The sequence below is a fragment of the Acidithiobacillus caldus ATCC 51756 genome, from assembly GCF_000175575.2.
Lineage (GTDB): Bacteria > Pseudomonadota > Gammaproteobacteria > Acidithiobacillales > Acidithiobacillaceae > Acidithiobacillus_A > Acidithiobacillus_A caldus.
The window spans coordinates 2,121,290-2,134,638 of sequence record NZ_CP005986.1 but is presented as its reverse complement, the minus strand read 5'-3'; the positions used below and the strand labels follow the sequence as shown (position 1 = coordinate 2,134,638).

11 protein-coding genes are annotated in these 13,349 nt (G+C 58.2%); 10 read left to right on the top strand and 1 reads right to left on the bottom strand.

The window, feature by feature from the left end:
* Position 1 precedes the first annotated feature (1 nt).
* The 8 genes from ACAty_RS10380 (at position 2) to gatB (ending at position 7,792) form a co-directional block, all read left to right on the top strand.
* The gene (locus ACAty_RS10380) at positions 2–1,018 is read left to right on the top strand and encodes a flippase-like domain-containing protein (RefSeq protein ID WP_004873200.1); all 1,017 of its coding nucleotides are present in this window, start codon (positions 2–4) and stop codon (positions 1,016–1,018) included.
* The gene (locus ACAty_RS10375; RefSeq protein ID WP_004873199.1) at positions 1,015–1,860 is read left to right on the top strand and encodes a ferritin-like domain-containing protein; all 846 of its coding nucleotides are present in this window, start codon (positions 1,015–1,017) and stop codon (positions 1,858–1,860) included. Before ACAty_RS10380 ends, ACAty_RS10375 begins: the two co-directional genes overlap by 4 nt.
* 85 nt (positions 1,861–1,945) lie before the next feature.
* On the top strand, positions 1,946–3,049 hold the full coding sequence (hpnH, locus tag ACAty_RS10370; RefSeq protein WP_004873198.1) for an adenosyl-hopene transferase HpnH: 1,104 nt from the start codon (positions 1,946–1,948) through the stop codon (positions 3,047–3,049).
* Positions 3,050–3,098: 49 nt separating this feature from the next.
* Positions 3,099–3,773 (top strand): HpnM family protein, encoded by a 675-nt coding sequence (locus tag ACAty_RS10365; protein ID WP_004873197.1) that lies wholly within the window; start codon positions 3,099–3,101, stop codon positions 3,771–3,773.
* Positions 3,770–4,555, top strand: coding sequence for an MlaA family lipoprotein (locus tag ACAty_RS10360; RefSeq protein WP_014003325.1), 786 nt, complete (start codon positions 3,770–3,772; stop codon positions 4,553–4,555). Before ACAty_RS10365 ends, ACAty_RS10360 begins: the two co-directional genes overlap by 4 nt.
* 24 nt (positions 4,556–4,579) lie before the next feature.
* Positions 4,580–4,873, top strand: coding sequence for an Asp-tRNA(Asn)/Glu-tRNA(Gln) amidotransferase subunit GatC (gatC, locus tag ACAty_RS10355; protein WP_004873195.1), 294 nt, complete (start codon positions 4,580–4,582; stop codon positions 4,871–4,873).
* A gap of 16 nt (positions 4,874–4,889) precedes the next feature.
* Positions 4,890–6,362 carry an Asp-tRNA(Asn)/Glu-tRNA(Gln) amidotransferase subunit GatA gene (gatA, locus tag ACAty_RS10350; protein WP_004873194.1) on the top strand — a complete coding sequence of 491 codons (1,473 nt, stop codon included), beginning with the start codon at positions 4,890–4,892 and terminating at the stop codon, positions 6,360–6,362.
* Entirely contained in the window at positions 6,359–7,792 is a 1,434-nt protein-coding gene (gene gatB, locus ACAty_RS10345) for an Asp-tRNA(Asn)/Glu-tRNA(Gln) amidotransferase subunit GatB (RefSeq protein ID WP_004873193.1), read from the top strand. Before gatA ends, gatB begins: the two co-directional genes overlap by 4 nt.
* 67 nt (positions 7,793–7,859) lie before the next feature.
* On the opposite strand, the gene ACAty_RS10340 is transcribed toward gatB, so the two are convergent.
* Entirely contained in the window at positions 7,860–8,369 is a 510-nt protein-coding gene (locus ACAty_RS10340; protein ID WP_014003323.1) for an SCP2 sterol-binding domain-containing protein, read from the bottom strand.
* A 1,825-nt stretch (positions 8,370–10,194) separates the two neighbouring features.
* On the opposite strand from ACAty_RS10340, the gene ACAty_RS10335 reads away from it, so the two are divergent.
* Positions 10,195–11,163, top strand: coding sequence for a ubiquinol oxidase subunit II (locus ACAty_RS10335; RefSeq protein WP_014003322.1), 969 nt, complete (start codon positions 10,195–10,197; stop codon positions 11,161–11,163).
* Positions 11,164–11,186: 23 nt separating this feature from the next.
* On the top strand, positions 11,187–13,325 hold the full coding sequence (locus ACAty_RS10330; RefSeq protein ID WP_038472214.1) for a cbb3-type cytochrome c oxidase subunit I: 2,139 nt from the start codon (positions 11,187–11,189) through the stop codon (positions 13,323–13,325).
* The last annotated feature ends 24 nt before the right edge of the window (positions 13,326–13,349 follow it).

The window sequence follows — 13,349 nt, the reverse complement described above, 5'->3', positions numbered from 1 at the left end:
CGTGCCCCGCGGGAAAATCCTGACGCTGCTGAGCTTCCTGGCGGGGCTCGGATTGACCGTTTATCTGGTGCGGGCCGAGGGCTGGCACGAGATCCTTGCCTTGCTGCGCGGAGCTGGCTGGCCCTTGCTCTTGCTACCCCTGGCGCACATCGTGCCCATCTTTCTCGATGCCATCAGTTGGCGCTGGCTCCTGGATCGCCCGCGGCGGGTATCCCTACTTTTCTTGACCTGGCTCGCACTGCTGCGGGAGGCCGTCAACGCGCTGTTGCCCGTCGCCCGCATTGGCGGAGAGGTGGTGGGCGTGCGTCTGCTCGGTAAAGCCGGCGTCCCTTTGTATACCGCGGCGGCTAGCGTGCTGGTGGAGGTAAGTCTGACACTGGCCAGCCAACTGGTTTTTACCTTGGCTGGTCTGATCATTCTCCTCGCGACCATCGCCGATCGCCAGATCGTCGAGTACACCTTGGTTTTCCTGCTCGCGGCCTTTCCGGCGGTGGCGGTTTTTTTCTGGCTGCAAAGCCGTGGGCGGCTCTTTGCCCGTCTGCAGAGTCTGTCCCATCGCTTTCTTGGAGCCGGGGAGTGGCTCGCGCGCGTGGTCGATCTCGCACATCTGGATCACGAGATTCAGCGTATCTACGGTAGGAATTGGGCGCTGTTGTGGGCCAATTTTTGGCAATTGGCGGGGCTTTTCGCCGGTGCCGTGGAGGTTTGGCTGACCTTCTGGCTGCTGGGGCACCCCATCCCCCTGTGGTCTGCGGTGCTACTGGAAAGCCTCGGACAGGCCCTGCGCAGCGCCGCATTTTTCGTGCCGGGGGGTCTTGGGGTACAGGAGGGCGGTTTCCTCCTGCTGGGCGCGGCGGTGGGTATCGGCCCCGATCTGGCCTTGGCCTTTTCCCTTGCCAGACGTCTGCGCGAGCTGCTCCTGGGTGTGCCATTGCTGGGTTCTTGGTATATTTACGAAGACCAGCGATGGCAGCAAAGATGGCGTAGACAGGAAGCTTCGAGGGAGGGTGCGATATGACGGCAGCGTCGGCCGAGATGACTCCTAAGAGTCACAAGGATCTTTTTTGCCGATTCTTTCACGACACACACATCGAGTTTGACCCGCGGCAGATTGCGTGGCCAAAGCTGGATCCCGAAGCGGAGCAGCGTCTGAAATCCTTGCCCTTCTGGGGAGAGGCCGTCGCCACGGAGAGCGTCACCGCCCGCATGGTGCAGCACATGGCCGACTGCGAGAAGGATCCCGTGGTCAAGGCGGCCGTGGCCCTGGATGGCTTTGAGGAGCGGCGCCATGCCGAGTTGCTCAGCGCCTTGATGGAACACTACGGCATCACCATCCCGCCCCTCCCGACACCCCCTGCCATCCGCGACCCCTACTGGGAGTTCCTCTACACGGGTTACGGGGAGTGTCTGGACTCGTATTTCGCCTTTGGCCTCTTTGCTGCCGCCAAGAAATCGGGTTTTTTCCCTGAGGAACTCGTGAAGATCTTCGATCCCATCATGCAGGAAGAGGCGCGCCACATCCTCTTTTTCGTCAACTGGCTTGCCTGGTATCGTCGCCAGTTGCCTTGGTATCGTCGTGTTCTACTGGAGTTCCAGCGCATTCAGGTAATCGCTCTGCAGGCCTGGGCGCGCATTCAGACGGCGCGCGGACTGGGCGGCCGAGAATCCGCCGAGAACTTCACCCTCACGGGCCATGAGGAGGTCAGTCAGGACATGAGTCTCGCGGAGCTTCTGGCCTTATGCCGCCAGGAAAACGAGCGGCGTTTCAGTTACTACGACAAGCGCCTGCTGCGGCCAAAGCTGGCGCCCCGGATAGCGAATTTTCTTTTCTTCTTTCTGGCGCGGCGCAAGGCAGCCTGAGGGACTGACCGCATGGTCGACATACGATTCGGTATGTTATAGTTTTGGCCGTTGAGCCGCAGTGCTTCGGATAGGAGAGGCAAGAATGGGTGTTCCCTTGGTGCAAAGCTATCGGGTCGGTCGGTACATTCTCGCGCAGAAGCTGCGCCGGCGCCGTCGCTATCCCTTGGTGCTCATGCTCGAGCCCCTGTTCCGTTGCAACCTGGCCTGCGCTGGCTGCGGCAAGATCGATTATCCCGATGAGACCCTGGACAAGCGCTTGTCCGTGGACGAGTGCATCGGTGCCGCTGAAGAATGCGGTGCGCCCATCGTCTCCATCGCCGGGGGAGAACCGCTCATTCACAAGGAGATGCCCGCCATAGTCCAGGGCCTCATCCAGCGCAAGCGTTTCGTCTATCTGTGCACCAACGCCTTGCTGCTGAAAAAGCGGATGGACGACTATAAGCCCTCGCCCTATCTCACCTTCTCGGTACACCTGGACGGTAACGAGCATCGCCACGACACGTCCGTCTGTCAGCCGGGAACCTACCAGCGGGCCACGGATGCGATCCGCGAGGCGGTGGCTCGAGGTTTCCGTGTTACGGTCAATTGCACCCTGTTCCAAGGTGAGCAAGCCGAAGAGATCGCGGCCTTTCTCGACGATTGCAAGGCCTTGGGGGTCGAGGGCGTGACCATTTCCCCCGGCTTCAATTACGAGCGGGCGCCGCAGCAGGAAGTGTTCATGAAGCGGCAGGCGTCGCGGCAACTCTTCCGTGATCTTTTCCGCATCGGCAAGGAGCGCAAGGCGGGTTGGAAGTTCAACCAGTCCAGCCTGTTTCTGGATTTTCTGGCGGGCAATCAAAACTATCAATGCACACCCTGGGGCAACCCTACCCGTAATATCTTCGGTTGGCAGAAGCCCTGCTATCTGCTGGTGTCCGAAGGGTATGCCCAAAGTTTTCAGGAACTCATGGAGACGACCCCCTGGGACAGGTATGGGTTGGGACGTAACAGCAAATGCGACCAGTGTCAGGTGCATTCGGGTTTCGAGCCCACGGCGGTGAACGATACCTTCGCCCATCCTCTGAAGGCGCTCAAGGTAGCCTTGTTCGGTCCGCGTACCAGTGGGCCCATGGCGCCGGACATGCCCAGCAGCCCTCCCAGTGCATCGGCCAGTCATCCCGTGTTTCCCCTGCGCGTGGAACGCTAGACGGGGGATTTTCTTTGGCATTCACGTGAGTGCGTGCAGGAGTAAAGTAATGCAGCGGAAGCGTTTGCCTTTGTTGTTTGGGGTCACCGCGGTAGTCCTGGGAGTTTACGCTCCCATGGGGGTGGCCGCAGGTGCCGTCCCGGCCAAGGCGACGGCCGAGACGGCATCGGAAAAGCCGGCCTTGGGCTCGCCCGATGGGGCCATCGAGAGTCTCGATGCGGCACTGCTCAAATCCATGGAGCTCGGAAAGTCCGCCGGCTACTCCCGGCGCTATCGGGTGGTCGCGCCCGTGGTTTCGCGGGTCTTCAATTTCGAGCGCATTGCCGAACTGACCCTGGGTCCGGATTGGCAGAAGCTCAGCGCCGCGCAGCAGAAAACCTTCGTCGAGGTTCTGAGGGAATACACCATAGCCACCTACGCGGGACGCTTCGACAGTTATGCGGGCGAGCACTTTGCCATCGTCCAGACGCAGACGTTCCAGCCTGGTACTGAGGGCGTTTATGCGACCCTGACGGAGCACGATGGCAAGGTGCACCGTTTCGATTACCTGTTGCAGAAAGAGGGGGACGATTGGCGTATCGTCAATGTGGTTGCCGATGGTGTCAGTGATCTTGCCCTGAAAAGGGCGGAGTACACCGAGACCCTGCGTAAAAAGGGTTTCGACGCCCTCATTCAGCATCTCAAGAAACAAATCCAGGCCTATCGCGATGGAGATAAGCAATGAAAGGTTGGCGCGCATGCCTGGGGTCCGTCGTCGTCGCTGCGGCGCTGAGCGGGTGTGCGACCACAGGGGGACCGAAGACCGTTGCCCAGCAGGGTCCGGATGATCCCCTGCAAGCGGTGAACCGGCCCATCTTCCACTTCAACATGGGCCTGTACGATTACGTTCTGAAGCCGGTGGCTCGGGGCTACAGGGCAGTGACTCCCGGCTTTTTTCGGCAGGGGGTGAGCAATGTCTTCGCCAACGCCGATACGCCTTACATTTTTGTCAACGATTTCCTCCAAGGTCGTGTGCAGATGGGAATGGAAGACCTGAGCAGGTTTCTCGTCAACACGATTTTTGGTCTCGGTGGTCTGTTCGATGTGGCAAACAAGCTCGATCTGCCCAAGCACGAGAACAGCCTGGGCGTGACCCTGGGGGTCTGGGGTGTGCCTCAGGGGCCGTACCTCGTTCTGCCCTTCTATGGTCCAAGTTCCCTGCGCAGTTTGCCGGGTCTCGCTCTGGCCATCTTTACGGGACCAACCTATTACGTTTCCAGCAGTAATGCCCAGTATGCCCTGACCGGCATGGGGATCATCAATACCGGTTATGTCAATGAGCCGAAGATCCGTATGGTCCAGGAAGCCGTCAATCCCTATGTCTTCATGCGTAATGCCTGGGAGCAGCACGAGCAGTACCTCATCGATGGCGGCAAGGTGACTTCCTCCCAACTCTTGCAGGGATTGGATCTGCCGCCTCCATCCGAACCCGCGGCGCCGTCACGGTCGACGGCCGATCGACCCTAGAATCTGCACAGGCAGGAGCAGGAAATGGCTTTCACGATCGATACGGTAAAGCGCACCGCCAGTCTTGCGCGTCTGGCCTTGCCTGAGACCGAGCTCGAGCAGGTCGCGGAGCAGCTGGAGGGTATTCTCGTCCTCATCGAAAAACTGAGCGCAGTGTCCACCGAGGGCGTGGAGATCATGGCGCATCCCCTGGAGATGCAGCAGCCACTGCGTGAGGACCGTGCCCACGAACGCGACCTTGCAGGTCGAGATGCCAACCTGAAGAATGCGCCGCAGAGTGCCGACGGCCTGTTTCTGGTTCCCAAAGTCATTGAATAACGGAATAGGAGTCTGTGTGGAACTCCACGATCATGGTCTTGCCGACCTGCGCCGCCTGCTGCAACGAAAGGAAATTTCCGCCGTTGAGCTGACCACGGTTTTTTTGCAGCGCATCCAATCCCTCGACTCCCAGCTGCAGAGTTTCATTACCCTGAACGAGGAAGGCGCTCTTGCCAGCGCACGCCGTGCCGACGAGCAGCGGGCGGCGGGCTCCGTCGCTCCCTTGCTGGGTCTACCCATTGCCCACAAGGATATTTTCTCCACCCGTGGACTGCGCACCACGTGCGGTTCACGCATGCTCGAGAACTACGTCCCTCCCTTTGACGCCACCGTGGTGGAACGTCTGGAGCAGGCGGGTACCGTGGTGCTGGGCAAGCTCAACATGGACGAGTTCGCCATGGGCTCCTCCAACGAGACTAGCCATTACGGTGCCGTGCGCAATCCGTGGGATACCCGGCTGGTTCCTGGCGGCTCCTCGGGTGGCTCGGCGGCGGCGGTGGCAGCGGGTCTGGCGCCGGCGGCAACGGGTACCGACACCGGCGGTTCCATCCGCCAGCCGGCGGCCTTTTGCGGTATCACGGGCCTGAAGCCTACCTACGGCCGGGTGTCCCGCTATGGCATGATCGCCTTTGCCTCCAGCCTCGATCAGGCCGGTCCCATGGCCCGTAGTGCCGAGGATTGTGCGCTGCTCATGGATGCCATGGCGGGACACGATCCCCGGGATTCCACCAGCCACCCCCGTGCAGCGGGAGAGTTTTCCGCAGGCCTCCAGCGCCCGGTGCAGGGCCTGCGCATCGGTGTGGCGGAGGAGTTTTTTATCGACGGTCTCGACACCCAGGTGGCCGATCTGGTCCGCGCGGCCATCGCTCAGCTTGAGGACATGGGGGCGCGAATCGTCCCCATCCACCTCCCGCACAACGCGGTGGCCGTAAGCGCCTACTACGTGCTGGCGCCGGCGGAGGCCTCCAGTAATCTCGCCCGCTTCGATGGTGTGCGTTACGGCCACCGCAGCCGGGACGTGGACAATCTCCAGGAGTTGTACCTGCAATCGCGCTTCGAGGGTTTCGGCGCAGAGGTACGTCGTCGCATCCTCATCGGTACCTATGTGCTGTCGGCCGGTTATTACGATGCCTACTATCTCAAGGCCCAGAAAGTACGTAGCCTCATACGCGAGGACTTTCGTCGGGCCTTCGCCGAGGTGGACCTCATCGCCGGGCCCACCACACCCACGGCGGCTTTTGCCCTGGGTGCCAAGCGGGAAGACCCCGTCTCCATGTATCTGGCGGATATCTACACCATTGCGGTAAACCTGGCGGGCATTCCCGCACTCAATCTACCTTGCGGCTTCACCCGTGAAGGCTTGCCCGTGGGCATGCAGCTCATGGGAAATTACTTTGCCGACGAATTGCTTCTGGCCGTGGGCCACGCTTATCAGCAGTCCACGTCGTGGCATCGTCAGCGTCCGAATCTGGCGGAGGTGCAGAGGTGAGTTGGGAGGTCGTCATTGGTCTCGAGGTACACGTACAGCTCAACACGCAGAGCAAGATATTCTGCAACTGTCCCACCCGCTATGGTGCAGAACCCAATCGGCACACTTGTCCCGTCTGCCTGGCACTACCTGGGGCACTACCGGTCCTCAATGCCGCAGCCGTGGACAAGGCCATCGCCTTTGGCCTGGCTGTGGGCGCAGAAATACATCAGCGCAGCGTCTTTGCCCGTAAGAATTATTTCTATCCCGATCTACCCAAGGGCTATCAGATCAGTCAGTATGAGATTCCCATTGTCGGTCGCGGCCAGTTGGCCCTGACCTTGGCCGATGGCACGGAAAAGATCGTCGGTATCACCCGCGCACATCTGGAAGAAGACGCCGGCAAGTCCCTGCACGAGGCGTTCTCGGCGGAAACCGGTATCGACCTCAATCGTGCCGGCACGCCGCTTCTGGAAATCGTGTCCGAACCGGATATGCGCTCGCCGGCGGAAGCGGTGGCCTACCTCAAGAAACTGCACGCCCTGGTCCGCTATCTGGATATCTCCGATGGCAATATGCAGGAGGGCTCCTTTCGCTGCGACGCCAACGTCTCCCTGCGCCGCCCGGGCGAGCCCTTTGGTACCCGCGCCGAAATCAAGAACCTCAATTCCTTTCGCTTCCTTGAAAAAGCCATCGAGTACGAGATGGAACGCCAGCAGGATCTGCTCGAATCCGGCGCCGAGGTGGTTCAGGAAACGCGCCTGTTCGACGCCAATAAGGGTGAGACGCGCTCCATGCGCAGCAAGGAAGAGGCCAACGACTACCGCTATTTCCCCGATCCGGATCTCCTCCCATTGGTGCTCGAGCCGGCGCAAATCGAGGCCGTGCGTGCCTCCTTGCCGGAGCTACCGGACGCGCGGAAACGGCGCTTCATGGAGCAGTATGCGCTGCCTGCCTACGACGCTGGCGTGCTCACCAGCAGTCGCGCCCTGGCCGATTACTACGAGGTCGTCGCCGAGGGTGTGGATGCAAAGCTCGCGGCCAACTGGATCATGGGTGACCTGTTGGGCGCCTTGAACCGCAGTAATGGAGAAATCGAATCCTGTCCGGTGCCGGCAGAGCAGATGCGCAGGTTATTGCAGCGCATCGAGGATCAGACCATCTCCGGGAAGATTGCCAAGGATGTTTTCGAAGTACTCTTCGAGAAGGGTGAGGATGTCGACACCATCATCGAGCGCAAGGGGCTGCGCCAGATTACCGACGTCGAGGCAATCACCAAGCTCATCGATGCGGTCTTGGCCAAGAATCCGGGGCAGGTGGCCGATTATCGGTCGGGTAAGGAAAAGCTGTTTGGCTTCTTTGTGGGACAGGTCATGAAAGCGTCCCAGGGCAAGGCAAATCCGGAGCAGCTCAATCGCCTGTTACGAGAACGGCTGGACAACCCGTCCTGAATCGTAGGCGAGCCTCCGCCACCCGCTCCAGAGCGAGGATTGCTCTGGGGCGGGGCGGCGTCTATCCTTAGGATGCGGGCGGTACAGTCGCCGGTGTCTCGGCGACGAGCTTGAGGAATTCCGCGAAGGGCCCCATGTTTTCCATGGCTTCCATCTTCGGTCCCTTGAAATTGAGCCGACCAAACATCATGGCCATCATGGGTGAGCCCATGTGATACCAATCGTGGGTGGTGGCCCACATTTTGTAGTCGTAATTGTAGTTCAGTTTCTTGACTTTGACGGCGCCGCCGTAAATACACATGGCTTTGCCATCCTTAGGAGCGATCTCCAACTGGACAGGTTCTACGCCTTTCAAGCTGGAGTCTGAAATCTCCATGACTTTGTAGCCCTGCTTTCCGTCGTTCTTGATCCAGGCGCCGGCTAGCTTTTCCGTGAGGGTCGCGTTTCCGTTCCATGCCGTGCACAGATCCTTGGCCCAGCCCGGAGACATGAATTCTGGGGCGTCACTGGCGCAAGCGGCGGTGGACGCTGCCATTCCCAATCCCAATAGTGCCAGGCACACGGTTCTTTTGATCATCGATGCTCTCCTTTCTCTATCCCGCAGAATTGCGGGCTTTCTCATAAAGCCCACCTCAGTATATTGGTCCACGGGCCGATCTCCTAGCAAGGGCTTTTGATCCGGGAATAAATTTCAAAGAGATATAACATCATAATATAACCAGATACCATAAAATGTCGCGCGCAGTGTCGGGTTGGCCGACGGTTGCGCCGTACATGCCATCGACTGCAGTGACCGGGAAGACGTTTTCCGTTACCTGGACTTTGGATTTTTAGGGCTTTGCATTAGACTAGTCAAGCCACGGAGGTGTGGCAGAGTGGTTGAATGCACCGGTCTTGAGGCATCGAGCCCACCACGGGAAACCATGGTGGTGACAGGAATCAAATTCGGCGAAGCCCCTGGGCTATAGTCCCGAGGTAATGCCGAGCCAAGCTGGAGCAATCCAGAAGGTGTAGAGATCAGACGGTTCCCACCTAAGGCCCCAGCGGGCTAGGGTGAAGGCATGATCCAGACTCCAAAGACCCAAAGGGTTGGTGGCGAAAGCCATAGTGGGTACGGAAAACCGGCAGGGGTTCACGCCCCTCGTGAGTTCGAATCTCACCGCCTCCGCCATACACAGGCGTCCGATGGGCATGGCGGTAATACCACGCCAGATAGCTTTGTGTCCCACCCGATAACCTGCGGTATCTGCGTGCATCGCCTAGGATGAGCACTCAGCGGGTCGCTGCGCTGAGGGGACAATGACGTAACCCACACCAGTTTGGGTTCTGCCGCTGTCTGCCGGTTACTGGAGGGAAGCCGCGGCGTCGTGCCCAGCCCAGCGGCGGGATCAGGACGCTCGCTGTGACCTTTTAGCGCGGTATACTGCGCCTTTTCCGTACTTCTACGGTGACTTTCCTGCTCTCCGCAGCTGCAGGACGCTGGGACACCGCACTGGTCGGACTGTCCTCGGGTATGTCGAGGTCCTTGGGGTACCAAAACTGCGGTTTGCCTGCGGGAGAAGTAGACGATGGAGCCGTCGAGTGCTCTTGCTGCGGCACTCCCTCCTGGTGGTCGCGATTCCTTTTGCGTTCCGGGGTGATTCCATACTGCGGTGCGACGATGGGCATAACGCTCCCTGACAATGCCAGGACGGGTGAGTCTTACTGCTAAACCCCCCCGAACTTCTGACCAAAAGCCCTGGGTGTGTGCGTCATTACCCAATGACGGACACCCAGCACCCTAACCTAGTGCCGTTAGGATATCAGAAAATCCTACTCCTAGGCAAAGCCTTACGGGCTGACCGAGGAGGGCGCCCACGCTGAGAGGAGCGGCCTAGGGTGAGACTCTGCTGCCACAGAGGCAAAGCGAGGAACTCGTTCATCGGGGGGGGGGCGCAAAGCGTACTCGAGTGCTCCTCGCCTCCACTGTGGCTGAGCCGTTGATCTCGCGGGCGGCTATCCGTCTGGGAATAGTTCCGCCTGATATCTATAACATAATAACATAATAATATTTCAAGTTGTTTGTAATTGTGTATTTTATTGGAGCAATCGTCTCAATAAGAAAATTCATCTGTGATTACTCATTCTAGTAAGCTATACATTGGATCGTAGTGATCTGAACTACCGGGTCAAACCGTGGGCCGGCACAGCGCGATGCTTCAAATGGCTCAGACGTCGAAAGTTAAGGAGTGCGATGCCATGCGTGAACCCTCGGTCAAAGCGGGGCCCAGCATCTACGCAACGTCCGGAAGTCTGGGGCAAGACCGATAGCCCTTGATTCTGGTGGACTCGGCACTCCTTATCCAAGCGGAATCGGTTGTCCTGATTCTTGGGAGGCTGGCTACAAATTGGAGTTTCTTGGAATGACCAAAAAAACATGGTCCCGGATGGGACGTTATGCCGCAATACTGCTGACAACACTGCTACTGGGTGGCTGCGCGCGCCATTCACCCTGGTGGATTTTTGATCCGAAGGGGGTAGGTGCGCACGCCAGTTACGATTACATGATGATCGACGTTGCTGTGATGTTAAGCATCGTTGGTCTCACTGCCATCATGATTGTCTGGTTCATGATCCGTTATCGCAAGGGTGGAGGTGGAGGCAAATACGATGGCAAGTGGAGCCACTCCATGACCATTGAGTTCTTCACCTGGGGCATTCCCATTGTCGCCGTCGCCTTTCTCTCCTGGGCGGTCGCCGTCAACGGTAGCTTTGCGCTCAATCCGTATAACCCCACGGTCATTACCCACACCATGAAGCCCAAAGGTGACCCCATCGATGTCGACGTGATTGCGACGGATTGGCAATGGCTGTTTATCTATCCGCAATTTCACCACATCGCCGTAGCCAACGAGTTGGTGGTGCCAGCTCATACTCCGGTCTTTTTCAAGTTGACGTCGACGGCAGTCACTACCGACTTTTTTGTCCCACAGCTGGTTGGGATGATTGATGTCATGCCGGGTATGCGTACCAAGGATGCCATGGAGGTACCCCAAACAGGGGTCTATCAGGGCATAGCCGCAGATTATTGCGGCGCCGGTACGTCCTGGATGCTGTTCAAAACCCGGGTAGTGAGTATGCGGCAATTTCACCAGTGGGTTGACATGGCCGAGCAGCAACCAAGCACCATGAACTACCATCAGTTCAATGAATTTGCCCGACCCTACATCAATGTGCACTACAAAACACCCATATACGGACATGTGGAGCCCGGTCTTTTCAATCACGTGATACTGGAAGTGATGAATGGCAAGAAATGGCCAATACCCATGTTCATGACGGAAAACATGTACGCCTATTTGCAAAAGCAGGCGAAAGAGCATCGCGCCTGATTCTTGCCGGAAGGAGATAAATCATGCTGGTTCATGTACCCGGACCCTGGAGTCCGTTGCTCGGGCGACTTGCCCTCTCTGAGATTCCTTACAAGAATCTCATTCTTGCTCCTCTGTTTGTGGTGATCGTCCTCATTGGCCTTGCCCTTGTCGCCTGGATTACCAAGCGCGGTTTGTGGGGCTACCTCTGGAAGGAATGGTTTACTACGGTCGACCACAAGAAGCTCGGGATCATGTATGTTTTCCTGGGTCTCGTGATGCTGTTCCGCGGCTTCATCGACGGGCTCATGATTCGCACCCAACAGATGCTCGCTGTGGGGCCGGGTGACAATGGGATCAAGGCGATGGGGGCCATCCACGGTTACCTTACGCCCTTCCACTTTGGCCAAATCTATAGCGCGCACGGCTTGATCATGATCTTGCTGGCGGCAACTCCGCTTCTGGTCGGGTTGATGAACATTATCGTTCCCCTGCAGATAGGCGCCAGAGATATGGCTTTTCCGTATCTGAACGCTCTGGGTTTCTGGATTACGGCGGCTGGTGCAGCGCTGATCATGATCTCCCTTTTTGTGGGGGATTTTTCTCACAATGGCTGGTTTGGCTATGCACCGATTTTCGAATTGTCCTACAGCCCAGGTGTTGGTGTCGATTATTGGATCTGGACTCTGGAGCTGATTGCCCTGGGAACCACGCTTGGCAGTATCAATTTCCTGGCGACGGTGGTGAAGATGCGTGCGCCTGGCATGACCTGGGGGCGGCTTCCCGTGTTCACCTGGTCGGCCGTGTCTGCAAACATAATCGCCCTGACCTCGTTCCCTTGTCTTCAGGTTGCCCTGGCGCTGGTGGGTGCGGACCGGTATCTCGGCACGCACTTCTTTACCGCTGGCTTCGGTGGGAATTTGATGCTGTATACCAATCTGTTTTGGCTCTGGGGACATCCTGAGGTGTATTTCGTCATTCTCCCCGCTTTCGGTATGTTGGGAGAAATCATCCCTACCTTTTCCGAAAAACCCTTGTTTGGCTATGTGGCCATGGTACTAGCCACCTTTGCCATCGCCGGTGTGTCGTGGATCGTTTGGTTGCACCATTTCTTCACCATGGGGATGGGGCCCTACGTCAGCACGGAGTTCAGTGTTGCCACGATGCTCGTAGGCATTCCAACGGGTGTCAAGGTGTTCAACTGGGCCTTTACCATGTACCGAGGCCGTATTACCTATACCGCGGCCATGCATTGGGCCCTTGGTGCGCTGTTCCTTTTGCTCATCGGTGGTCTGACGGGAATGATGCTATCCGTGCCGGCTATCAATTACATGGTGCATAACAGCGTGTTTGTGGTCGCGCATTTTCATATGATGCTGTTGTGTATTGTCTATGCCGTCTTCGGCGCGGTGATTTACTGGTGGCCCAAGGTCTTTGGCTTCCGGCTGAGTGAGGCCTGGGGCAAGATCATGTTTTGGCTCTTCAGTGCCGGTACGGCGTTGGTATTCATTCCCATGTTCATGTTGGGTTTCATGGGAGAGACGCGACGTCTGGATTGGCCATTTGATCCGCACTGGGCAGGGATGTTCGACATTCAGGAAGTGGGCATAGCCGTTTACGTGATGTCGGTGGTCTCTTTCGTGGTACTACTGTATGTCAGCATTCGCGATCGCGCCAAAGAACGCGTTGGTGGCGATGCCTGGGGTACTTCTCGCTCTCTGGAATGGCTTACGGATTCGCCGGCGCCTTTTTATAACTTTGCCATGGTTCCGGAGATCAATGCTCGCGACGAGGTGGCCTGGCGTCGTGACCACGGTTTGTTGGGTGTGCGTCCGAAGCACTTCAAGCCGATTCACATGCCCAACAATACGGCTATTGCCCTCTATATTGGCGCCGCACTCTTCTTCTTGGGTTTCGGTCTGACCTGGAGGATCTGGTGGTTGAGTGGTGTTGCCCTGGTGGCAACGGTCGCCCTCATGATCTGGCGCTCGGCCAAGGGCGATCCTGGCTATGTCATCTCCGCTGAGGAGGTTGAGCGACTGGATCGGGCGGCGCAGCAGAAGATGCCCGTCGACGGCGGCGGTACGGTGCCCGTGGGCGGTTTTGCCGGTGGGCACGTCACCGCCTATTCCCGTGAGCTGTCGGAGAACGACCGCAGAAATCCCGGGCCGGGTTCCTGGTAAGTCCGAAGGTCAGGTGACGGTCGC